A 22222-nucleotide genomic window follows, 5' to 3' on the forward strand; every position below is an offset into this window, starting at 1 on the left:
GTCCTCTTAACGGTTCTGTTCCGGATTCCACTGGGCATACCGCTGACCGCGCAGAAACTGCCACAGGCCAAGACTCATCCCGGCGAGGGTGACCAGCAGAAACGCGGCGAGGCGGAAGGGCTTGGGCAAACGGTGTTGCGAATCCAGCAGGCCGGCAATCGCGATGGCGTAGCCAAACAGTTGCGCGATCAGGGCGAGGCGATAGAAACCGTGGTCTTCCCACAGCCAGAAGTTGCTCAGCAGCAGCGGCAGCAACAGCACCGGTGCGAGACGGCGGATCAGCTTATGGCTGATCAGCGCGATCGAATACAGGCCATATTTCAGCGGATTGAGCAGTTCGCGGCGCTGCGCCAGGCTTTGCAGACCGCCGACGGTAACGCGTTGACGGCGGCGAAATTGCTTGTCCGCCTCATCGACACCGTGATCGATCACTTGCGCTTCAGGCACGTAAACGATGCGTTTGTGCGCGACCGGTGCGCAGGTGCTGATAAAGAAATCGTCGTTGACCTCGGCCGGCACGTTCTGGAACAACTCGCGGCGCAGGGCGAGCAGGGCGCCGTCGGCGGAAACCATGCAACCGGTGCGATTCTCAACCCGGCGCAGCCAGCCTTCGTAATGCCGGTAGAGGCTGTCACCTACACTCAAACCACCGCCAGTGACCGGAATCACCATGTGTCCCGCGCAGCCGCCGACTTGCGGATCATTCAGCGGCGCAAGCAAGTAGCCGAGGGTTTCGCGGGACCATTGGTTGTCGGCGTCGGTGAACACCAGAATATCGCCGGTGCTGAGGGCCACGCCGGCATTGAGTGTCGCGGCTTTGCCCTGGCGCGGCAGGTCGAGAATGGTGATGCGCGGGTCAACGACCTTGTGCGCGCAGGCCACCGTGTCATCGGTCGAACCGTCGCTGGCGAGAATGATCTGCAGGGTCGCCGGCTGATAATCCTGGGCCAGCAACGTGCGCAACTTGTGCTCGATATGCCGGGCTTCGTTGTGCGCAGCGATCACGATGCTGACGTTCAGCGGCGGCGCCGGGGTATGGCGCCAGGCTGGAAACAGTGGCGCGATCAGCGTCAGCAGCAACGGGTAGCCGACGTAGGCGTAGACCGGCAACAACAGGCACATCCAGAAAATGAATTCAGCCACGGGCAGGCCTCCTGGCGTTCCAATGACACAGACTCAAAATGAAAGCGGCGCCGGCCAGGTGCAGACGCACCCAGTGCAGGCCCCACAGTTGCAGGCTCAAGCCGATGTCCCGGTGTTTGGCACTTTGGCGCAGGCTGAGGACGAGCCCCGGCAGGCTGGTGATTGCCACCATGATTGCCGCGTGATGCGGGAAGCCATCGAGCAGTGCCGAGATCGCCAGAAAATCCAGCAACCAGACCAGCAGCGAGAGCATCGGGAAACGCAGCAGGCGCAAGCTGAAACCGTGGGTGCGCAGCAGTTGCAGATGACTGCCCTGACGCCACATTTCCTTGCCCATCCATTCGCGCCAGTTCATTTCGTAACCCCAATGCAGAGCGGCGTTGCTGACCGACAGCAGCCGTGCGCCCTGTTCGTGCAAGCGCAAAGTGAACTCTTTGTCTTCGCCGGTGCGCAGGGTTTCGTTGAAACCACCGACCTTGTCGAACCAGCGCCGACGCATCAGCAGGTTGGCGCTGGGCAGCCAGTCGACGGCGTGCGAGGTTTGCGACGACACGCGCAAGGTGCGCCGTTGCCACGCGGTGGCGTACCAAGGCGCCTCGGCCGGTGTGTGCAGGTCCAGCGCAAAGATATCGGCCTGACCGCCGGCCTCGATATCGAACAACGGCACGAGCCAGCTTTCCGGCATTTCAATGTCGGCATCGATAAACGCCAGCCATTCACCCGTGGCAATCGCCGTGCCGCGATTGCGCAACGCGCCGATCAACAACCCCGGCAGCACCAGCACCTGCGCGCCGAACTGGCGGGCAATGTTCGGACCCTGATCGGTCGAGCCGTTATCGACCACGATCAGCTCGCACTCGACATTGGCCGCGTGCGCGGCTTTCTGCGCGGCGAGCAAGGTGCGGCCAATGTGCCGCGCCTCGTTGAACATCGGGATGACGATGCTGATGCGGCTCATGCCTTGGCCTCCGTGGTCAGGGGTGCCTGCTCGGCTTTCAGACGCAGGACGCTGGTCATGGCGAGCATGATCCACACGTATTTCTGGTTCGGCGCACTGAGGAACATCAGGAACAGGGTCAGCGACAGAAAACTCACGGCCAGGTGCGTCATCAGATCCGCTTGATACGCATCACGGCGCAGCATCCACGCCGCCCGTGCACGAATAAGGTTGTACAGACCGAGGCCGAGCATGCCGACGAACAACAGCCCGGCAGGCACGCCGAGTTCACTGAAGATTTCCAGATACGTGTTGTGCGCGCGGCGATAGAGGTCGCCGATCTTGCGGTTGGCCGAAAACGCCTTGGCGTAACCGGTGGTCGCGTAATGCAGCGGGAAGGTGCCGGGGCCAGAGCCGAGCAGCGGGTTCTCGCGGATCATCTGGCTGCCGACGACGATGTACGAGGCGCGGCGACCGAGGGATTCGTCGTTGTGCCCCTTGGCTCCGGCGCTCAACACGCTCAGCGACTGAATACGCGCAAGATAGCCGGCCGGCATCGCGTAGATCGCCAGCGGAATCACAATGGCCGCGCCGAGCATGGCGAAACCCAGATGCCGAGGACGAATCCGTGTCAGTTGCGCGCGGTAGTGCCAGCAACCGATCAACAGACTCAAGGCCAACACCACCAGCCCTGAGCGCGATTCGGTTTTGGTCATGCCGCCCAACAGCAGCAGGCAGCAAGCGCCCCAGAACAAGCGATGCAGCAGGTTCGGGCTGCGGATCACCAGAAAAAGCCCTATCGGTATTGCAAACGCGATCAGCAGGGCGAAAGCGTTAGGGTCTTCGAGCAGGCCAGCGGCGCGGCCCTGATCCTGGAATTTGGCCGAGAACATCGCCATCGCGCAGGTGGTGCTGACGGCAAGAGTGACGAGGCGTGCGAACAGGTCGAGGTTCAACTCGCGGCCGATCAACAGGGTGATGACAAACAGAATCAAACCCACACTGAGTTCACGCAAATGGCCGAGCGACATGCCCATGTCATCGGTGTTGAGCAGACTGAGAAAGTACAGAACCATGAACCAGATCAGGTAGCGCCAGATATTGCTGCGCAGGCGCTCCGAAGGAATCTGGTGCAGCGCCAGTTGCAGCATCAAAATCACCGCCAGCCCGGCACCGAGCAATTTACTCCCGGAAAACGAACTGTCCTTGAAGAAACCCTCGAACGGCACCAGTGCAGCGATACCGAGCAGGCCCCAGGTCGGTTTGCGGTACAGCACCGCAAAACCGACCAGGCCGAGCACCACTCCCGGCGCCAGAAACGGATAAGGGCTGGCCAGCAAAGCGATGCAGACCAGACCGAGCAAACTGACGATCGAGAGCGGGAAAATCATGCGCGTGCCTCCCGTGCCGTGCGGATGTACAGCTGCGACCAGCGTTCGGCCAGGGCCTTGAGGTCGTAGCGATCCTGTTGCGTGCGTTTTGCGTTGTCGCGCAGTTGCCGAGCCAGTTTCGGCTCGCTCAGCAAGGTGTCGAGCTGACGGCTGAGGTCGGCGTAATCGGCGGGTGTGGCGAGCAGACCGTTGTGCCGGTGTTCCAGCACGTCGGGAATCCCGCCGACGCCGAACGCCACCACCGGCACCCCGGCCTGCATGGCTTCGAGCAAAATCATCGGGGTGCCTTCGGTGCGCGAGCTGATCACCAGCGCATCGAGTTGCTGCCACCACGGTTGCATGGCGATCTGGTAACCGGGCAAACGAATACGTTGCTGCAAACCGGCGCTGTCGATCCGCGTCTGCAACGCCTCGCGTTCCGGGCCATCGCCGAGCATCACCGCATCCAGTTGCGGATGCTGATGACACAGCGGGATCAAGGCGTCGAGAAACAGATCCGGGCCTTTCTCGCTGCTCAACCGCCCGACATAACCGGCCAGCCAGCGTTGCCGATCCGCGTCCGGCACCAGCGCTGCAGCGGCCGGCAAACCGTTAGGGATCACCTGCAACTTCTCCGCCCGGACGCTGGCCTGACGGTGCAGCACAGCGATGCTTTCCGCCACGCAGACCACCCGGTCCACCGATGCGGTGCGGCACAGTTGCAGGCTGAGCCAGGTGTAGAACTTCTGCTTGCGACTGCGCGGTGTGAAGCCGTGCTGAGTGATCACCAGCGGCAAGTGCAACAGCGTCGCGCCCACCCAACCGAACAACAGACCTTTGAAATTGTGCGTATTGATCAGCGGTTTTTCACTGCGACGCTGGCGTAGATGCCGCAGCAATTCCCTCAGCCCAGCACAGCCGCGACCGTCCACCCCGGCCTCGCGAAAGCGCGCGATCAGTGCTGGCGGCGCGTCGAGAAACAGCACCTGATGCTGCCCCGGCGTCGCCAGACAATGATCCAGCAACATGCGCTCGGCCCCATAGAAGCCGCCGCTGCTGAGCAAATGAATGATCGGCAGCGCGGCGGAAGGGGAGGACGCGGTGCTCAATTGCGCACCCAGTGCAGGAAGCTTGGCACGGTCCAGTTCTTGTGCGGATTGCTCGGCAGTGTGTTCTGGTCGTTGATCACCAACAGCACCGGTACGCCCAGCTCGTGGCTGATTTGCGCCGGGTGTTTGAAGCGGTGATCGAAGAACTCACGCACGTAGACCAGGGCAATCGCCAGCAGCAATCCGGTGAACAAACCGAACGGAATGATCAGGCCCGGTTTCGGGAACGCCGCTTCGGTCGGTTCGAACGGCGGGCTGAGCACCCGGGCGTTGGACAGATCGTCGTTGAGCGCGCCGGTGGTGCTGCTTTCGGCAAACCGCTGAGCGTAAGTCGAGAACGCGGCGTGCAGCGCATCGATTTCGGTGTCCATCTGCCGCAGCTTGCTTTGGGTCTGCTGCAACTCGTGAATGCGGTTCTTGAACTCGGCGATGCGCGCCGTTTTTTGATCGATCACCTGCTTGACCACCGCCAGATCGTTAGTGCGTTCCTGGATGCGGTTGCTCACCACTTTGAGGAACTGGCCACGGGTGCGGGCGATCTGCTCGCGGGTCAGCAGCATCGGTTCGCTGCCGGGCTGGAACACCGCCAGGTCATTCATGTAGCGGCTGACCTGGGTGGTCAGTTGCTCGCCCATCTGTTTGATTTCCCGATCCTCGAACGCCACGTTGTCGACGGTGGTGGTGAAGGTGTAGGGGAAGGTGTAATCGTTGAGCTTGTTATTGCTCGCGGCCGCCAGTGCAGTTTTCAGGTATTCGAGCCAGCGCTGGCTCTGTAACAGGCGATCCTGGTACAGGTTCAGGGCTTGCTCTTCAGTGTTGATGGCGTTGAGGCGGAAGGTGATCTCTTCCTTCGGATCCGACGAGCCGACACTTTCCAGCAACGTTTGACGGTTGCCTTCGAGGCCATCGAGGCGCACTTGATAGAGGTGCTTCTTCGACTCGTAGAAGGACTGCGGCAAATCGATTGACTGCAAGGCCTGACGGCTGAACAGATAGTTCTGCAGCAAAGCTGAAACAAACGTTGTGCCCTGATGCGGATCGGGGAAGCTGTAGACGATCGAGATCACGTTGGAGCCGGGCAGGGTCTCGATTTTCAGGCTGTCGATGGCTTGCTGGGTCAGCGCGTCGAGCGCGGTGTCACGCACCGGATCAGTCTCAAGTCCAAGCACGTTACGCACGGGGTTGATCACGTATTGGCGCAGCGGCGAACTGACGTAGCGCTTGAACGGCTCGGCCACCAGTTTGCTGAAGATGCCCGGCGAAGGTGTGTATTCACCTTTGTCGCGCAGTTCACTGATGGTCTGCCGGATCAGTGCTGGCGAGCGGAGGATATTGCTCTCGGTTTCCATGTCCGCCAGCGACGGCGGAATGAACGTAGCGTTGTCCACCGTCAGCGACGTGGTGGCGTCACCCTGGGAGAGTTTTTTCGACTGCACGATGACCTGCGCGGTGATATCGAAGCTCTGTTTGAGCACCAGCGGCAGGAGCAGGGCGATGACTGCAAAGATCAGGAAGACCCGTTTCACCAGTTGCTTGTTGGCGAAGAAGATCCTGAAGAACTCATGCAGGTAGTTTTCCTTTGGATTCATGTCGGTCACCTGAGAGTCAGTTGTTGTTGCTGTCTTTGTTGTCGACGCGGTAGCCGAAGCTGAACCCGACGCCCTGGAACAGCACCACGTCGGCCAGTTGACGGGCGAGTTCGCCGGCGCTGGCCAGTTTGGTTTTCGGCACGTAAAGCATGTCGTCCGGTTGCAGGTAGGCGATCTGCGAAGCGTCGCCAGACAGGGCCTTCTCGACGTCGTAATGCACCGCCTGCACCTGATTGCCGTTGCGGCGCATGATCACCACCGAATCCAGGCGCGCCTTGACGTTGGTGCCACGGGCCAGGGTCAGCGCTTCAAGCACCGAGACCGGCCGGCGAATCGGGTAGGAACCCGGTTGGCCGACTTCGCCGAGCACATAGATCTCGTTGCCGGCGGTGGATTTCAGCAGTACGTCAACGGTCATGCGGCCGGGCAGTTGCGCGTACTTCTTGTTGAGGAAGGTTTCCAGTTGATTGACGGTCATGCCTTGCAGCGGCACGGCGCCGATTTCCGGGAAGCTTGCGTAACCGTCAGTGCCGACGGTGATCTCGCGGCTCATGCCGGTGGCCGGGTGGTTCAGCGCGCTTTTCAGGTTCTGCTCATTGGTCAGCGGGCTGATGATCTGCACGGTCAACTGATTGCGGTTGGGCTGGAACAGTTGCTTGCGCTGATAGGCACGCTGGATTTCTTCGCGGGCCTGATCGCTGGTCAGCCCGGCGATTTTCACCGAGGTGTTGGCGCCCGGCAGTTCGATGGTGCCGTCGGGCAGCACCAGTTGATTGCCGTTGAGCTGGCTGGCGGCGGTGAAGTTCAGGCCGATCTGGTCACCCGACTGCACGCGGTACGCGTCCGAGCCGCTGGTGCTGATATGGAAGATCACGTCGAGCACATCCTGCGGGCGCAGGGTCTGCTCGATCTTCGGCATGTCGGTCGCCTGGGCGTTGGCCGGGGTGGCGGTGAGGATATTCACCGGCATGTTCTGGGTTTCTGAGGTGCTTGAGCAGCCTGCAAGCGGCAGCATCAGCAGCACAAGAATCTTGGCGTTCATGGCGTCATCCTTCGCGTTCGCTTAGAGGTTTTTGTAAAGCCATTTGGGCATGTAGTACTTGCGCCGGTTGAACACGCTGCCGACCACTTTTGCCCCGGCCTGGGTCAGGCGTTGCACGGCGGCCTGGGCGACTTCCCAGCGGGTGTCTTCGGCGCGTACGACAAACACCACGCCATCGACCTGAGTGCTGATGACCAGCGTGTCGGCGGCGGAATACACCGCGTCGCCGTCGATCACCACAAAGCGGTACTGGCTGCTCAATTGATCGAGCAACGGGCTCAGACGCTCGGCGGTCAGGTGTTCCATGGTGCGGATCGGCCGGCCGTTGGGCAGCACATGAAACGGCAGGCTCGACACCTGCACCACGCAGTCCTGCAACAGCGGCGGGTTGTCCGGGTTGAACAGCAAGTCGCGCAGGCCGCGCTCCTTGCTCAGGTTCAACTGCTGGGTGAGGTTGCTCGCCGACTGACTGGCGTCGACCAGCAGCACTTGGCCGCTGCTCATTTGCGCCAGTTGGCTGGCCAGCGCCAACGCACTGGTGGTGGTCCCAGCGCCGGGGTTGGCGGCGGTCAGGAACAAGATCCGCAGATCGAGATCCAGCACGGTCGAGGTCAGGTTCGATTCGCTGGGATTGGCGATGCTCAGGCTTTTGTTGGTTGAACCGTCCATTAGCTTGCTCCGTGGCCGCTGAATACTTTGAAGGGGGTTTTCAACAGAATCTTCAGATCAAGCAAAAGGCTCTGCTCGGCGATATAGCTGAGGTCCAACTCAACGCGCTGGTCGAAGTCGATATTGCTGCGTCCGGAGATCTGCCACAGACCGGTCATGCCGGGGTAGATCGCCAGACGGGCAAGGTGGTTGTCCTTGTAGCGGTAGGCGTTGAACGAGGTCGGACGCGGGCCGACCAGGCGCATGTCGCCGGTCACGACATTGATCAGGTTGGGCAGTTCATCGAGGCTGGTGCGCCGCAGGAAACCACCGATGCGGGTGATGCGCGGGTCGTGGTCGATCTTGAAATCGATGGCATCGGCACCGTGCTTGTTCAGGTGACGCAGCGACTCTTTCAATTCTTCGGCGTTGGCGACCATGGTGCGGAATTTGTACATGCCGAACTTGCGCCCGCGATAACCCGTGCGCTTCTGCACGAACATCACCGGGCCTTTGCTGGAGTATTTGATGGCCACTGCCAGGCCTAGCAACAGGGGTGAAATCAGCAGCAGAATCATCAGCGCACCGAGGCAGGCGACCACGCGATTGGTGCGCGACAGTTGCCATGGGCGACCGCCGTCGCGACCGGTGAACCAGCCGCGCCCCTGACGATGAATCGCTGCGTCGAGACGCATTCGGTGCTCGGGATCCACGCGCTTGTCGCGGCGCATTTGTTGGATCGGTACACCTTTCTCATGTCCAGTCATAAAATCCTCCGCATTAATTCAGCCGCGTACGGCGCTTGGGCGATAGGCAGTGGGGTAGTAGTCGCGAAACCAGGCGATAAAGCGTCCGAGTCCCTCATCCAGCTCTATCCGGGGTTGAAATCCGGTGGCCTGGGCCAGATCACTGGCCTCGGCGCAAGTGTTGAGCACGTCGCCCGGTTGCAGCGGCAGCAGCTCGACAATGGCTTTCTGGCCAAGGTGTTTTTCCAGCAGCGCCAGATAGGTTTTCAGCTCGACCGGGTGCTGCCCGCCGATGTTGAACAACCGCCACGGCGCCATGCTGCTGGCCGGGTCGGGCTGTTCGCGATCCCACTGCGGATTGACCTGCGGTGGCTGATCGATGAGGCGGGCGATGCTCTCGATGATGTCGTCGATGTAGGTGAAGTCGCGCTGGTGCTCGCCGTAGTTGAACAGCTTCAGCGGCGTGCCTTCGCTGATCGCCCGGGCGAACTGGATCGGCGACATGTCTGGCCGGCCCCAAGGCCCGTACACGGTGAAAAAGCGCAGGCCGGTGCAGGGGATGCCGAACAGGTGGCTGTAACTGTGCGCCATCAGCTCGTTGGCTTTTTTGGTCGCGGCGTACAGCGACAGCGGGTGATTGACGCCGTCCTGCACCGAGTACGGTGTGTGCTGGTTGGCGCCGTACACCGAGCTCGACGAGGCGTAAATCAGGTGCTCTACCGGGTGATGCCGGCAGCTTTCCAGAATGTTCAGAAAACCGTTGAGGTTGCTGTCCAGATACGCCCGGGGATTTTCCAGCGAGTAGCGCACCCCGGCCTGCGCCGCCAGGTGAATCACCACTTGCGGACGTTCGCGGACAAACAGTGCTTCGATGGCCGAGGCATCGGCCAGGTCAACCGTGGCGAGCTGGAAATCGCCGACCTGCTCACGCACCCATTGCACGCGGTCGTGCTTGAGTTGCGGGTCGTAGTAGGCGTTGAAGTTGTCCAGACCGACCACCGAGTGTCCGTCGCGCATCAACCGCAACACGCAATGGGCACCAATGAAACCGGCCGCACCGGTGACCAGCACCTTCATGGCCGTAACCCTTCAGGGGCAATGTGGCGCAGTCCGATGCCGCTGTAATGCAGGCCGGCGGCCGCCACTTGTTCCGGGTTGTACAGGTTGCGGCCGTCGATGATCACCCGCGAACGCAGTTTGCTGGCGAGCATCTCGAAATCGACCACGCGGAAGTTTTTCCACTCGGTGCAGATCACCAGCGCATCGGCATCTTCCAGGGTGTCGTCGCGGGTGGCGCACAGGTGCAGATCGTTGCGGTAACCGTAGAGGCGCCGGCATTCGGACATGGCTTCCGGGTCGTAGGCCTGTACGCTGGCGCCTTCGGCCCATAGCGCATCCATCAGATAGCGGCTCGGCGCTTCGCGCATGTCATCGGTATTGGGCTTGAAGGCCAGGCCCCAAATCGCGATGGATTTACCCGCCAGGCCTTGCGGGAACTGCGCTTTGAGTTTGCTGAACAGAATGTGCCGCTGCAGGTCGTTGACGTCGGTGACGCTGCGCAGCAGTTTCAGCGGCATGCCGTTGTGTTCGGCGGTGTGCAGCAGGGCGCGCAAGTCTTTGGGAAAGCACGAACCACCGAAGCCGCAGCCCGGATAGATGAAGTGGTAGCCGATGCGCGGGTCGGAGCCGATGCCTTTGCGTACCGCTTCGATGTCGGCACCGAGCAGTTCGGTGAGATTGGCCAGTTCGTTCATGAAGCTGATGCGCGTGGCGAGCATCGCGTTGGCGGCGTACTTGGTCAGTTCGGCGCTGCGGTTGTCCATGAACATCAGCTTTTCGCGATTGCGGCAGAACGGCGCGTACAACTCGCTCATCTGCTCGCGGGCCGCGTCGTCGCGGGTGCCGACGATGATCCGGTCCGGGCGCATGCAGTCGGCGAGAGCGCTGCCTTCCTTGAGGAATTCCGGGTTGGAGACCACACGTACAGTCAGGCTGGTCTTGTCGCGTCGCTGCAATTCGCTGTTGGCGGTGTCCAGCACTTGATCGGCCGTGCCCACAGGCACCGTGGATTTGATGATCAGCGTGCGGTCAGCCTCCATGTACGAGGCGATCTGCCGGGCGACGTTGAGCACGTGGCTGAGGTCGGCAGACCCATCCTCATCGGCCGGTGTGCCGACGGCGATGAAGATCAGCTCGGCATGCTCGACCGCATCGCTGGCCTGGGTGCTGAACAGCAGACGACCGGCCTTGATGTTCTCCTCGAGCGTGCTGGACAAACCAGGCTCGCTAATCGGCGGCACCGCTTGTTGCAGTTGTTTGATCTTGTTCGGGTCAATATCGACACATAAAACCCGATGACCGACATCTGCAAGTGCGGCGGCTTGTATTAGTCCAACATAGCCCGTGCCAAATACGCTCACGTCCATCTGCGCACCCTCGATAGAGCGAAAAGAAGAAGTTCAGAAGAAAACTGTAAAAGGGGTATAGCGCAGGGTTTGCAAAGCGTGTCAGCAAAATGACATGTTGCATCTGTATAACAGTTGAGCGTTTTTTGGCGATTGGCCATCAAGTCATTGCTGCGATTGGAATTGTTGAGTTTTTGCAGATTTGTTCAGATTTGAAATAAGCGATAAACGGTCGAAAGCCGCTTGGGTAAAGGCTTTTGGCGTTGGCGGTGTGTCAGATTTGAGTCACCGGTTTTTTGACGCTTTACCTGAAAAAGCAGTCAATTCTTGCGCTTTGATGGCCGGGTGCTAGTGTCAGATTCTGACTGACAAACCTTTGACTTCCAGCCGTTCTGCGCGTCCGGTATCGCCATGTTCAAATATGCTAAAGAAGTGCTTTTGTTTATCTATTTGCTTCTTTATTCCGAATATTACATTGATCGGTTAAATGCTATCGGCTTCGGTTTTTCTGTACTTCTTTTTGGCGCGATGTTTTTGGCGCTTACTTTGGCGTTATATCTAACGGCCTATATACGGCAGACGCTCATTCGACATTTATTCGCATTGGCAATGTTTGTCTCGGCGGTATTTTTCGATGTCTATACACGGGTCACGGCGGATTACCTGAGCTACAGCAGCTTTGTCTCCCTGGTGTATTCCGGTGGCTTCATTCAGGAAGCGGCGTACCAGTATCGGGGCGCGATTCTGCAAGGCGTCCTCAGCGGTCTGCTGTTGTTGTTCGGCATTGGTCTGAAACCACGCCATGGCCTGGCGATTGCGAATTCGCTGCGGGTGGCTGCGCCGCTGTGTGGTGTGCTGCTGCTCAGTGCGGTGTTGTTTTTGCGTGCAGGTGAGGGCGCGCGGGGCTTGCCGATCATGTACACGCCGCTGGCGTACCTGAATCTGTTTACCTATGAAGCGCTGCACAATACGGTCGGCCCGCGCGAAGCGGTGACACTGGCGCGCAGCTCGCAAGCTGTCGGCCATGACATCGTGCTGATCATCGACGAAAGCATCTCTGGCAATTATCTGGACATCAACGCGTCGTTCGGTGTGCACAGCAACCTCAAGCAAGTGCGTCCCGGCGTCGACATCTTCAATTACGGCTACGCGGCGTCCATCGCCAATTGCAGCGCTGACACCAACGTAACCCTGCGCTACGGCGGCACCCGCGCCGATTACATGCGCATCAACAGCACGTTGCCGTCGATCTGGCAGTACGCCAGGAAAGCCGGGCTGCGCACCGTCTACATCGACGCCCAGCGCACCGCCGGCAATCTGCAGAACCTGATGACCGACACCGAGAAAAAGGACATCGACCAGTTCGTGCAATTCGACCAGACCAGCGTGCGCGACCGCGACATGGCGGCAGCGGCGAAACTCATCGAGTTGCTCAACGATGACCAGCCGGAGCTGGTGGTGATCAACAAGGTCGGCGCGCATTTTCCGGTGCATGACAAATACCCGGATGCGTTCATGGCCTACCGCCCGACCCTGCCGCGCGGGCAGTTCACCGAGGTGGCCGATACCGGCGAGCGCAACGGTTTCAATGGTCAGCCGGATGACTGGGTGCTGTACCGCAATGCCTACAAGAACACCGTGTTGTGGAACGTCGGCGAGTTTTTTGCGCGGGTGTTCGCTCAGGGCAATCTGAACAATGCGTTGCTGATCTATACCTCTGATCATGGCCAGGATTTGCATGAGCGCGGCAATCCGGGCTTGAACACCCACTGCGGGGGCGATCCGGTGGAGGAAGAGGGCTTGGTGCCGTTGGTGGTGATTTCCGGCAGCGAGCTGAAGACGCTGGACTGGTCGGCGCAATTGGCGGCGAACAAGGATCGCTCCAGCCACTACAATATTTTTCCGACCCTGCTGCAGTTGATGGGCTATGACCTGGCGGGGATCGAGGCTGTTTATGGCAAGCCACTGAGTGTTGCGACGGCGGACGAGTTCACCTTCAACTACCGCTTCAATGCACGGTTGGGGGCCAAGCCTGAGTGGAAGCACATTGATCTGGGCAGCATTGTCACGCCGACGCAGGCGCCGGCGAGTGTGGCGGCTGGTCAGTAGATTTTGGGTTGGCAGGACTGGCCCCATCGCTGGCAAGCCAGCTCCCACAGTGTTTTAGGGTGAATTCAATATTTGTGAACAACCTCATTCCCTGTGGGAGCTGGCTTGCCAGCGATGAGGCCATTGAGTTCACTGCAAGATTCAGGTCTGTCATCGCCATCCGCTATCCTTGCCCCACACTGACCGATCAGGTGGCGGCATGCTTCGTGTTGAAAATGTCTTCAAAAGCTATCTCACACCGCAAGGCCCATTGCCGGTGCTGCAAGGTGTCGACCTGTCGCTCGAAGCGGGCAGCAGCCTCGCCCTGATGGGCGAATCCGGCAGCGGCAAAAGCACCTTGCTGCATCTGGTGGCCGGGCTCGACAAGGTCGACAGTGGCAGCATTCGCAGCGGCGAGCATCGGCTGGAAAACATGAACGAAGCGCAACTGGCGAACTGGCGGCGCACAGAAATCGGTCTGGTGTTCCAGCAGTTCAACCTGATCGGCAGTTTGCGCGTCGAGGACAATCTTGCCTTCCAGGCGCGCTTGGCCGGGCGCCATGAGCCGCGTTGGCAGGCGCATCTGGTGCAGCGTCTGGGCCTGGGCGATTTGCTCAAGCGTTATCCCGAGCAACTTTCCGGAGGCCAACAGCAGCGGGTCGCGTTGGGCCGGGCATTGGCCTCGCAGCCGAAATTACTGCTGGCCGATGAGCCCACCGGCAGCCTCGATGAAGCGACCAGTGACGAAGTGCTGCGCTTGTTGCTGGAATTGCTCGATGACACGCCGACCACGTTGTTGATGGTCACCCACAGCCCGCGAGTCGCGGCCCGATTGGCGCAGCGAGTAATGTTGTCCAACGGGCGGCTGACGTGAGCGTTTTCCGCCAGACCCTGCGAGCGTTGCTCAGCCATTGGCGGCGCCATCCGGTGCAGTTTTTCAGTGTGCTGACCGGGTTGTGGCTGGCGACCAGCCTGCTCACAGGCGTCGAAGCGCTGAACAGTCAGGCGCGCGACAGTTACGCGCGGGCCAGCCAATTGATCGGCGGCGAACCGCAGGCCAGTCTCAGCACGCCAAACGGTGCGACTTTTGCGCAGCAATGGTTCGTTGATCTGCGCCGACAGGGCTGGCCGGTGTCGCCGCTGTTGCAGGGCCGGTTGCTGCTCAAGGGCCTTGAAAGTCAGCGGCTGCAATTGATGGGCATCGAACCGGTGTCGCTGCCGGCCGATTCGGCGGTGGCCGGGCAGGCGCTACCGATTGAGCGTGTCGTCGAGTTTTTCATGCCGCCGGGCACTACGTGGATTTCACCGGAAACTTTGCAAGCGCTGGATCTGCGCGAAGACGACACGCCGCAAACGGCTAATGGTCTGAACTTGCCGCCGTTGCTCGCGCAAAAGGACATGGCGCCCGGCCTGTTGCTGGTGGACATCGGCGTCGCGCAAACCCTGCTGGAACAACCCGGACAATTGTCGCGTTTGTTGCTGCCCAAGGATTTTCGCGCCGAGTTGCCCGCCGCGTTCAAGGGTCAGTTGCAGCTCAAGAGCAGCGGCGAGGAAAACAATCTGGCGCGACTGACCGACAGCTTTCACCTTAATCTCGATGCGTTGGGTTTTTTGTCGTTCATGGTTGGCTTGTTCATCGTTCACGCCGCGATTGGCCTGGCTCTTGAGCAACGGCGGGGTCTGCTGCGCACGCTGCGCGCCTGCGGGGTCAGCGCGCGGATGTTGATCTTGTGCTTGATCGTCGAACTGGGTGTGCTGGCGCTGATCGGCGGGCTGTTCGGCGTGATCAGCGGCTATTGGCTGGCCAGTGTCTTGCTGCCGGATGTCGCCGCCAGCCTGCGCGGATTGTACGGCGCCGAAGTGGCGGGGCAGTTGCGCCTCAGTCCTTGGTGGTGGTTCAGCGGCATCGGCTTGAGCCTGCTCGGCGCGTTGCTTGCCGGGGCCAACAGTCTGTTGCGCGCCGCCCGTTTGCCATTGTTGGCCGTGGCAGATCCGCAAGCCTGGCATCAGCAATACGCGCGCTGGCTGCGCCGTCAGGGTTGGCTGGCGGCGGTGCTGGGTGTGCTTGCCGTGGTGGCGTTGATCTGGGGCGACAGCCTGGCCAGTGGTTTTGTCCTGATGGCCGGATTGCTGATCGGCGCCGCATTGGCGCTGCCGGTGTTGCTCAGCGCGCTGTTGAATCAGTTGCTCGGGCGCAGTCGCTCGGTGCTGGGTCAGTGGTTTCTCGCCGATTGCCGTCAGCAATTGCCGGCACTCAGTCTGGCATTGATGGCGTTGCTCCTGGCGCTCGCCGCCAACATCGGCGCCGGCAGCATGACCGCCGGTTTTCGCCAGACCTTCAGCGATTGGCTCGAGCAACGCCTGAGCGCCGAGTTGTATATCAATCCGAGCAATCCGGCACAGTCGCGTGAAATGTACAGTTGGCTCAAGCAGCAGCCGAATGTTGCAGCAGTGCTGCCCAACTGGCAGGTTGCGGTGACGTTGCAAGGCTGGCCGGCGGAGGTGTTTGGCATCATCGATCACGCGCATTATCGCCAGCACTGGCCGCTGCTCGATGTCAGTGGCAGCGACCCGTGGGCGCATCTGGCCACCGATGATGCTGTGATGCTCAGCGAACAACTGGCGCGTCGGCTGAAGGTGCGGGCGGGCGATCGACTGACGATTCCTGCGCCGAATGGTGCGTGGACGCCGCGCATCGTTGGCATTTACGCCGACTACGGCAATCCCAAGGGACACTTGCTGGTCAACATAAACCACCTGCTGCGTGGCTGGCCGCAACTGACGCCGAACCGGTTCAATCTGCGCATCGAGCCGCGGAACATTCCGCCGTTGTTGAATGGCTTGCAGGCGCGCTTTCAACTGGATGACAGCCGCATCGTTGATCAGGCTCGGCTCAAGGGCTGGTCGGTGCAGGTCTTCGAACGGACCTTTGCGGCGACGGCGGCGTTGAACAGCTTGACCCTGGCGGTGGCGGGCGTGGCGCTGTTCATCAGTCTGCTGACCCAGAGTCAAAGTCGCCTCGGTCAACTCGCACCGCTGTGGGCGCTGGGCGTGACGCGACGGCAGTTGATGTTGCTCAATCTCGGTCAGACCTGGCTGCTGGCGGTGCTGACGCTGGTGTTGGCGTTGCCGCTGGGGATCGCGCTGGCGTGGTGCCTGGACGCGGTAATCAATGTGCAGGCGTTTGGCTGGCGGCTGCCGTTGCGGGTGTTCCCGTGGCAATTGCTGCAGTTGATGGGGTTGGCGTTGTTGGCGACGTTGCTGGCGTCGGCATGGCCGTTGTATTCGTTGTATCGCACGCAACCGGCGGACCTGCTGAGGACGTTTGCCCATGAGGATTAACCTCGGTGTTCTCATAATTTTGCTGCTGCTCGGTGGTTGCGATCAATCCGCACCTGAGCAAAAAGGCTTTGCCGGAATGGGCAATCAGGCGTTGACGTTTACGCCGGTGGTGCCGGGGCGGGTGTTCAGTTTTCCGGCGGATCACGGAGCGCATGACGGTTTTCGCATTGAGTGGTGGTACGTCACCGCCAATCTCAAGGATCAGCAGGGCAATCAATTTGGCGTGCAGTGGACGTTGTTTCGCAGTGCGCTGAAACCAGTGGCGGAGCAGGCCGGGTGGGCTGATCAGACGATCTGGCTGGGGCATGCGGCGGTGACTTCGAGCACGGTGCATCACGCGGCTGAACGCTATGCGCGGGGCGGAGTGGGGCAGGCGGGTGTGCAACTGGCGCCGTTCGAGGCGTGGATCGACGATTGGCGGTTCGCCAGTCAGGCGCAGGATCCCTTGAGCGACCTGCAACTCAGCGCTCGCGACAAGGATTTCGCCTATCAACTGCACCTCACTTCCAGCCGCCCGCTGGTGTTGCAGGGCGACAAGGGCTTCAGTCAGAAATCCGAAGAAGGTCAGGCGTCGTATTACTACAGTCAACCGTTCTTCCAGGCCAGCGGAACATTGCAGATCGACGGCCAGAGCTACACCGTCAGCGGCCCCGCGTGGCTCGATCGCGAATGGAGCAGTCAGCCGCTGACCGCTAATCAAACCGGTTGGGACTGGTTTTCCCTCCATCTGGACGGTGGTGAACACGTGATGCTGTACCGCATGCGCCAGGAGGACGGCGCGCCGTATCTCACCGGCACATGGATAGCCGCCGATGGCCAGACGCAAACCCTGCGCAGTTCGCAGATCCGGCTCATCCCGCAAGACACCGCTGAAGTCGCCGGTCGGGCGATGCCGGTGAAATGGTCAATCAGCATTCCCGACAAACACCTCGACATTACCCTCGACGCGCTCAACCCGAATGCCTGGATGAACCTGCGCATCCCCTATTGGGAAGGCCCGGTGCGCATCAGCGGCAGTCATCCCGGCCAGGGCTACCTGGAAATGACCGGGTACTGATTCGCGGTGAACCCACGACGCTGACCTGGCTACCCGGAACCCTGTGGGAGCTGGCTTGCCAGCGATGGCGTCAGTAGTGTCACCACTGATCAAACTGCCCGGAACTCTATCTCACGCACACCCCTCTACCCAGAAACCGCCCCCTTCTGGACTCCCCCATGAGCGACGACCTGCAACCCCCAGACATGACCACTTGGCAGCGTCTGTTCGACGACGAAACCTACTGGCAGCAATCCCCCGACGCGCATTATTTCGACCTGCAACGCATCGCCGACGACTTGCTCGGCCAGGGCGCCATCGATCTGGAGCAATGGCAGCTCCTGCGCGCCAAGGCCGACGACCTGCACAAGGATTCCCCCGCGATCAACGTCGCCCGTGAACTCGACGATCCCGAAGCCTGAGGACAACCCCATGAAACCCATCAGCCAAGGCGAACACCCCGACGAACCCCGGCCACCGGGCGAAACCGAACGCGACAACGACGCCCTGCGGCCCACCGACCCGAAACAGCGTGAAAACACTGGCAAAGGCACGCCCAGCGGCGAATCCACCGCGCAAGACACCGCCAAGCAACAAACCTCACCGGCACAAACAAAAGCCAAGCCCTGAACAGCGTCTATGCTCAGTGGCACGCCCGGCGCCGAAACCGCTTCGACGCCGGGTGCTGCCATTCATCACAGGGAAAGTATCGCTTATGAAGCTCGACGCACTGGCCAAGGCCATCACCCTCGCAACCGTACTGTCCGCCACCAGCTTCGGCGCCCTGGCTGCCGATATTCCGCTGTCTGCCACTGTTGAAGCCGATCAGGTCACCACCAAAGTGATCTCCGTCGATGCCGCCAACCATCAGGTTGTGCTCGAAGGCGCCGAAGGCAAGCCGGTTCACGTTCAGCTCAGCGACAAGGCGAAAAACCTCGCCAATCTCAAGGCCGGCGATCAGGTGAAGATCGAAGTGCAGCGTTCTGTCGCCGCTTACCTCGACACCGATGTGGATAAAGGTCTGCCTGGCACCACCGAACGCACCGGTGAGTTGCGTAAGGCACCGGGCAGCGATAACCCCGGTGGCGAGGCGTATCGCCAGGTTCAGGTGCAATTGAAAATCACCAAAATTGATTTGAAAACAAATCAGGTGACCCTGCAAAACCCGGCGGGCGTATCGAAAGTTCTCGACGTGAAAAAGCCTGAAATTCAAGCCAAATTGAAAGATCTGAAAGAAGGGCAGAGCGTTATTGTCACTTACACCGATATCTTGAAAGTGACCAGTCAACACGAAAGTTGAGCTTTAACTCTACAGAGTGACTGCTCTTGTACAGTTTTTGTATGAGAGTAGTCATACTATTAGTTTGGATGGATCTCATTGAAAGTTTCATGAAAGGAATCGTCGATAAATATCTATTAACGTTTTCGTACATAAATTTCATATTCAAGAATGAGGACATAAGCGCCAACTTCAATTAAAATCCTTCCCGTTCGCCCAGTGTCAGGGCTCTTTACCGGTGCATGGATTGCCAGGCCATTACACTGGGCGAACACCTCTTCGGAGTGAATGTATACAATTTCCGCTAACAAAAAGGGCGACTTTATAGTCGCCCTTTTTGTTTGCAGAAATTAAACCGAGGTGTGCGCCGCAGGCTAGCCTTGCTGCCCTTGAAAGCGCTTCAGCGTGGCCTGATACATTTTTGTCCTGCGGTGATTTTCCCCGTAGGTGCCTGCAGCCGCGACGGTTCCTGCCTGGATGTGATCCAGATAGCTGAAAATCTTGCGCGGGGAGAGAAACTTGATGCCGTAGCCCATACCGGCCATTCGATCTTGCAGCGTGTAACCGGGCACTTGGTCATCCATGCAGAAGTGCAGGCCTTGGGACTTCATCAAACGCGCATTCCACAATGTGCAGAAACTTTTCAGATGAGTTTCTTTGTAGGGCCTTGGCATTTTCGAACGCAGGCCCAGACGCACTTTCGCTTTGCGAACATAGTGCTTGCAGAAGCGCGAAGTTAAACGCCAGGTATCACGAACAATGCCGCGATTGAGTTGTTCGACGCAACCAACTGCCGCCATATCCGCGGTCTTCGTGCATTCACGCATCATCATGGCAAACACCTCTTTGTCGTAGACAAAGGTATCGGTGTGCAACAAAAACAGATAATCGGTGTCGACTTTTTCCAGCGCCAGATCCAGAGCTTTACCGTGCGCAATATGGCCGGCTTCCTTGCCCGGCGAAGGCCGTTCGATCAACTTGATCCAGTCCAGCGAGCGCAAGTAATCCAGACTGGCATCCGCTGAATCGTTGTCCACCACCCACACAGGAATGCGCTGGTCCTGAACATGCTCACGCAAAAGCTCGAGGCACATTTTGGTGATGTCCGGGGTTTTGTAATTTACCAAGACAAGGCTGAAGTTCGACGATGGCTGGGTTGGTAAATCAAACGCTTTCATGTCAGAAGGACTCATCTGCGATTCAAGGGCAACAGGGTTTCGTGGCCGCGATCGTAGCGAGGCAACCTTAGGCGAACCTTAATTTGCGAATGTGACGGTAGAGGTATGCCGCGCCGAGGCTGCTGATCTTGTGAAATGCATAGGGTGCTGCCGGTCATTACCGGATAAAATGCGCGCCCCTCTCACGTTCAAGGAAGAAACGGCGCGCGCCGTTGTGTCACGGATGAAACCACTTTCCCTATATCACCCGGCCTTGTACTGGCTGCGCGTGTGGCAAAAAAGACTGTTCCGCCAGATTGCCTGGCACTGTTCCAGCAGACGCTACGCACACCGCGTCGCCACGACCGAGCGCCTGCCATATCGCTACCTCAAACACACCTCGAAACTCATCCGCAAACTCGGCGACTCCGACCTCGCCCTGCAACACAACAAAGTCATCAACCTCAAACTCGCCGTCGCCGCCATCGACAGCGTCATCATCGCCCCCGGCGAACACTTCTCCTTCTGCCGCCTCGTCGGCCGCCCCACCTTGAAGCGGGGCTACGTTGAAGGCATGGAACTGTCCTTCGGCGAGGCTCGACGCGGGGTAGGCGGAGGCATTTGCCAACTGAGCAACCTGATTCACTGGATGGCGATTCATTCGCCGTTGGTAGTGGTCGAGCGTTCCAACCACAGCTTCGACCCGTTTCCGGATGAAGGGCGGGTGCTGCCGTTTGGGTCCGGGGCGGCAATTTTCTATAACTACGTTGATCTGGTGCTGCATAACCCGACGGATCGGTACTTTCAGCTGAAGTTGAACGTCGGCGAGACACAGCTCGAAGGGGAGTTGTTGTGTGATCAGGTTCGCCAGTATCGCTATCACGTGTTTCAAGAGGCGCATCGGTTTGTGCGGGATGGCAGCAGGGTGTATCGGGAGAATGAGATTTGGCGAGAGGTCAGGGAAAAAGGGCAGGTGGGGGCTTTGGTGGAAAGGGAGAGGCTTTATCGGAATCGGGTCGTGGTGAAGTATGAGGTGGCTGGGGAGCTGGTTGAATAGATGCATTGTCAATGCGGGGCTTCAGCTTTGATGACTTAAGTTTTGCTCTTCAGCTTTTCGCGATTTTTTATACGGGTTAGCCGGTGAGCGTGTAAGAGGGCAGGTTATTCGCGGGGAGACCACTTCTAGAAGAAAGAAAACGTGGTTTATCCCCCATTGTTCCCGATCGCCGTCGGTGATCGTAGAGCGCTCCAGCCGCAGCTTCGCTCGCTCCGGGATCAGGCCCCGGCTCCGGGCGGTGATTTGCTTTACCTACCAGGAGATCTCAGTAGCCATAAACAGGAACGAAATAAGAAAGCGGTGGGTGCGTTTTTTTCCATTCCTCTGCGAATAGAAGGCCTTGCTTGATTTCTTGCTCAGTCATTTTTTCAGCTATATCAGGCAGTATCATCCTTCCATCTTCACCTGCTGTCCCGCCGCCCTCGAATTTCGACATGAGATAGGCTAGTCCATAAGCCTCAATCATGTGTTTTGGATAGTCTAGATCGTTTGGCAAATGGGCTAATCTGAGAGCGTAATTGCCGACTGCGCTGGCATAACCGTTTTCGGCCGATTTTTTCAGCCAATAAGCAACTTCTTCTTTCTTGCCATCATGTTCGAATAGATAGTTGGCATAAAGATACATTGCCTTGGGATATCCACCTTCAGCTGAGGCTTTGTACCACTTTTGAATAGTTTTATCGCGGCTACCGGGAATAAGAAACCATCCGTCTCCGTCATCGTAGATTCCAGCGAGTGTATTTTGCGCTAAAGGATCACCTGACTCTGCGGCCATCTCCAGCCAACTAAACCCTTGTCTGGTGATAAATAAAACGGTCATCGCTTCAGTGTCGTTGTTCTTGGCTCGTTCCTGAGCTATTTGTATTACTTGCTCACGCCATTCGTCTGCACCTTTGCCACCGCAGCCTTTCATGTCGAAACAAATATTGTTTTTACTGCTTAGTCTCAACATTGCGTAGAGGTGACCCTGATTCGCTGCTGCTTCGTACCATTTTCTCGCTTCGTCAGTTGTGTATCGGTTGCTCAGACGAATTGCCTCTGCGAGGTAATACTGAGCTGTCTCGTCACCGGCTATGGCAGCACGCTCTAGTAAAGGTTGAGAGTCATACCAGTCGCTTTGCTGATAGAAAGTTAGACCTTTTTCTTTTGCTAGCTGCTGTTCTTGGGTTAATTGCGCAAAAGCTGTGCAGGGAAAAAGGGTGGATAGAAGTACGGTTAATACGAATTTATTCAATGTTTGGCTCCCTGAGAAGCGAAAAGGGGATGGAATTATT

The 22222-nt window shown here is 59.0% G+C and carries 20 protein-coding genes; 8 read left to right on the top strand and 12 right to left on the bottom strand.

The window, feature by feature from the left end; all coding sequences use genetic code 11:
• Positions 1 to 6: 6 nt before the first annotated feature.
• From ACZ0A4_RS05655 to ACZ0A4_RS05700, 10 genes are read right to left on the bottom strand one after another with little or no spacing between them, the layout of a single operon-like run.
• Complete coding sequence (locus ACZ0A4_RS05655) at positions 7 to 1143, bottom strand: glycosyltransferase (protein ID WP_463573493.1); 1137 nt, start codon at positions 1141 to 1143, stop codon at positions 7 to 9.
• A complete protein-coding gene (locus tag ACZ0A4_RS05660; RefSeq protein ID WP_463573495.1) occupies positions 1136 to 2101 on the bottom strand; it encodes a glycosyltransferase in 966 nt (321 codons plus the stop codon). Before ACZ0A4_RS05660 ends, ACZ0A4_RS05655 begins: the two co-directional genes overlap by 8 nt.
• Positions 2098 to 3471, bottom strand: coding sequence for an O-antigen ligase family protein (locus ACZ0A4_RS05665; protein ID WP_463573497.1), 1374 nt, complete (start codon positions 3469 to 3471; stop codon positions 2098 to 2100). Before ACZ0A4_RS05665 ends, ACZ0A4_RS05660 begins: the two co-directional genes overlap by 4 nt.
• Complete coding sequence (locus ACZ0A4_RS05670) at positions 3468 to 4559, bottom strand: glycosyltransferase family 4 protein (protein ID WP_463573499.1); 1092 nt, start codon at positions 4557 to 4559, stop codon at positions 3468 to 3470. The genes ACZ0A4_RS05665 and ACZ0A4_RS05670 overlap by 4 nt, the downstream gene beginning before the upstream one ends.
• Positions 4556 to 6148 (bottom strand): GumC family protein, encoded by a 1593-nt coding sequence (locus ACZ0A4_RS05675; RefSeq protein WP_463573501.1) that lies wholly within the window; start codon positions 6146 to 6148, stop codon positions 4556 to 4558. The genes ACZ0A4_RS05670 and ACZ0A4_RS05675 overlap by 4 nt, the downstream gene beginning before the upstream one ends.
• A gap of 16 nt (positions 6149 to 6164) precedes the next feature.
• A complete protein-coding gene (locus tag ACZ0A4_RS05680) occupies positions 6165 to 7190 on the bottom strand; it encodes a polysaccharide biosynthesis/export family protein (protein WP_331695387.1) in 1026 nt (341 codons plus the stop codon).
• Positions 7191 to 7211: 21 nt separating this feature from the next.
• Positions 7212 to 7859 carry a CpsD/CapB family tyrosine-protein kinase gene (locus tag ACZ0A4_RS05685; protein WP_463573502.1) on the bottom strand — a complete coding sequence of 216 codons (648 nt, stop codon included), beginning with the start codon at positions 7857 to 7859 and terminating at the stop codon, positions 7212 to 7214.
• A complete protein-coding gene (locus ACZ0A4_RS05690) occupies positions 7859 to 8605 on the bottom strand; it encodes a sugar transferase (protein ID WP_463573503.1) in 747 nt (248 codons plus the stop codon). Before ACZ0A4_RS05690 ends, ACZ0A4_RS05685 begins: the two co-directional genes overlap by 1 nt.
• Before the next feature lie 18 nt (positions 8606 to 8623).
• Positions 8624 to 9661 (bottom strand): NAD-dependent epimerase, encoded by a 1038-nt coding sequence (locus ACZ0A4_RS05695; RefSeq protein ID WP_463573504.1) that lies wholly within the window; start codon positions 9659 to 9661, stop codon positions 8624 to 8626.
• Positions 9658 to 11010, bottom strand: a complete 1353-nt coding sequence (locus ACZ0A4_RS05700; RefSeq protein ID WP_463573506.1) for a UDP-glucose dehydrogenase family protein — start codon at positions 11008 to 11010, stop codon at positions 9658 to 9660. The genes ACZ0A4_RS05695 and ACZ0A4_RS05700 overlap by 4 nt, the downstream gene beginning before the upstream one ends.
• Before the next feature lie 390 nt (positions 11011 to 11400).
• Between ACZ0A4_RS05700 and ACZ0A4_RS05705 the strand changes: the two genes are divergently transcribed.
• The 7 genes from ACZ0A4_RS05705 (at position 11401) to ACZ0A4_RS05735 (ending at position 18755) form a co-directional block, all read left to right on the top strand.
• Positions 11401 to 13098 carry a sulfatase-like hydrolase/transferase gene (locus ACZ0A4_RS05705; RefSeq protein ID WP_463573507.1) on the top strand — a complete coding sequence of 566 codons (1698 nt, stop codon included), beginning with the start codon at positions 11401 to 11403 and terminating at the stop codon, positions 13096 to 13098.
• Between the two features lie 199 nt (positions 13099 to 13297).
• On the top strand, positions 13298 to 13951 hold the full coding sequence (locus tag ACZ0A4_RS05710) for an ABC transporter ATP-binding protein (protein WP_463573509.1): 654 nt from the start codon (positions 13298 to 13300) through the stop codon (positions 13949 to 13951).
• Positions 13948 to 16419, top strand: coding sequence for an ABC transporter permease (locus ACZ0A4_RS05715; RefSeq protein WP_463573511.1), 2472 nt, complete (start codon positions 13948 to 13950; stop codon positions 16417 to 16419). The genes ACZ0A4_RS05710 and ACZ0A4_RS05715 overlap by 4 nt, the downstream gene beginning before the upstream one ends.
• On the top strand, positions 16409 to 17476 hold the full coding sequence (locus tag ACZ0A4_RS05720; RefSeq protein ID WP_463573512.1) for a lipocalin-like domain-containing protein: 1068 nt from the start codon (positions 16409 to 16411) through the stop codon (positions 17474 to 17476). The genes ACZ0A4_RS05715 and ACZ0A4_RS05720 overlap by 11 nt, the downstream gene beginning before the upstream one ends.
• Positions 17477 to 17634: 158 nt before the next feature.
• Positions 17635 to 17877 (top strand): hypothetical protein, encoded by a 243-nt coding sequence (locus tag ACZ0A4_RS05725; RefSeq protein ID WP_150693427.1) that lies wholly within the window; start codon positions 17635 to 17637, stop codon positions 17875 to 17877.
• A 10-nt stretch (positions 17878 to 17887) separates the two neighbouring features.
• Positions 17888 to 18085 carry a hypothetical protein gene (locus ACZ0A4_RS05730; protein ID WP_463573514.1) on the top strand — a complete coding sequence of 66 codons (198 nt, stop codon included), beginning with the start codon at positions 17888 to 17890 and terminating at the stop codon, positions 18083 to 18085.
• A gap of 85 nt (positions 18086 to 18170) precedes the next feature.
• Positions 18171 to 18755, top strand: a complete 585-nt coding sequence (locus tag ACZ0A4_RS05735) for a hypothetical protein (RefSeq protein WP_463573515.1) — start codon at positions 18171 to 18173, stop codon at positions 18753 to 18755.
• Positions 18756 to 19108: 353 nt separating this feature from the next.
• On the opposite strand, the gene ACZ0A4_RS05740 is transcribed toward ACZ0A4_RS05735, so the two are convergent.
• A complete protein-coding gene (locus ACZ0A4_RS05740; protein WP_463573516.1) occupies positions 19109 to 19912 on the bottom strand; it encodes a glycosyltransferase family 2 protein in 804 nt (267 codons plus the stop codon).
• Positions 19913 to 20135: 223 nt separating this feature from the next.
• Between ACZ0A4_RS05740 and ACZ0A4_RS05745 the strand changes: the two genes are divergently transcribed.
• Complete coding sequence (locus ACZ0A4_RS05745; RefSeq protein WP_463577490.1) at positions 20136 to 20948, top strand: VanW family protein; 813 nt, start codon at positions 20136 to 20138, stop codon at positions 20946 to 20948.
• A gap of 265 nt (positions 20949 to 21213) precedes the next feature.
• On the opposite strand, the gene ACZ0A4_RS05750 is transcribed toward ACZ0A4_RS05745, so the two are convergent.
• On the bottom strand, positions 21214 to 22182 hold the full coding sequence (locus tag ACZ0A4_RS05750; protein ID WP_463573517.1) for a tetratricopeptide repeat protein: 969 nt from the start codon (positions 22180 to 22182) through the stop codon (positions 21214 to 21216).
• Between the last annotated feature and the right edge of the window lie 40 nt (positions 22183 to 22222).

The sequence above is a fragment of the Pseudomonas sp. AC172 genome, assembly GCF_979258595.1.

Excerpts from the sequence above, each read along its gene's own strand:
- ACZ0A4_RS05660 (WP_463573495.1), bottom strand. The coding sequence starts at position 2,101 with ATGAGCCGCATCAGCATCGTCATCCCGATGTTCAACGAGGCGCGGCAC.
- ACZ0A4_RS05665 (WP_463573497.1), bottom strand. The coding sequence starts at position 3,471 with ATGATTTTCCCGCTCTCGATCGTCAGTTTGCTCGGTCTGGTCTGCATC.
- ACZ0A4_RS05675 (WP_463573501.1), bottom strand. The coding sequence starts at position 6,148 with ATGAATCCAAAGGAAAACTACCTGCATGAGTTCTTCAGGATCTTCTTC.
- ACZ0A4_RS05680 (WP_331695387.1), bottom strand. The coding sequence starts at position 7,190 with ATGAACGCCAAGATTCTTGTGCTGCTGATGCTGCCGCTTGCAGGCTGC.
- ACZ0A4_RS05685 (WP_463573502.1), bottom strand. The coding sequence starts at position 7,859 with ATGGACGGTTCAACCAACAAAAGCCTGAGCATCGCCAATCCCAGCGAA.
- ACZ0A4_RS05690 (WP_463573503.1), bottom strand. The coding sequence starts at position 8,605 with ATGACTGGACATGAGAAAGGTGTACCGATCCAACAAATGCGCCGCGAC.
- ACZ0A4_RS05695 (WP_463573504.1), bottom strand. The coding sequence starts at position 9,661 with ATGAAGGTGCTGGTCACCGGTGCGGCCGGTTTCATTGGTGCCCATTGC.
- ACZ0A4_RS05700 (WP_463573506.1), bottom strand. The coding sequence starts at position 11,010 with ATGGACGTGAGCGTATTTGGCACGGGCTATGTTGGACTAATACAAGCC.
- ACZ0A4_RS05705 (WP_463573507.1), top strand. The coding sequence starts at position 11,401 with ATGTTCAAATATGCTAAAGAAGTGCTTTTGTTTATCTATTTGCTTCTT.
- ACZ0A4_RS05710 (WP_463573509.1), top strand. The coding sequence starts at position 13,298 with ATGCTTCGTGTTGAAAATGTCTTCAAAAGCTATCTCACACCGCAAGGC.
- ACZ0A4_RS05720 (WP_463573512.1), top strand. The coding sequence starts at position 16,409 with ATGAGGATTAACCTCGGTGTTCTCATAATTTTGCTGCTGCTCGGTGGT.
- ACZ0A4_RS05725 (WP_150693427.1), top strand. The coding sequence starts at position 17,635 with ATGAGCGACGACCTGCAACCCCCAGACATGACCACTTGGCAGCGTCTG.
- ACZ0A4_RS05730 (WP_463573514.1), top strand. The coding sequence starts at position 17,888 with ATGAAACCCATCAGCCAAGGCGAACACCCCGACGAACCCCGGCCACCG.
- ACZ0A4_RS05735 (WP_463573515.1), top strand. The coding sequence starts at position 18,171 with ATGAAGCTCGACGCACTGGCCAAGGCCATCACCCTCGCAACCGTACTG.
- ACZ0A4_RS05740 (WP_463573516.1), bottom strand. The coding sequence starts at position 19,912 with ATGAAAGCGTTTGATTTACCAACCCAGCCATCGTCGAACTTCAGCCTT.
- ACZ0A4_RS05745 (WP_463577490.1), top strand. The coding sequence starts at position 20,136 with ATGAAACCACTTTCCCTATATCACCCGGCCTTGTACTGGCTGCGCGTG.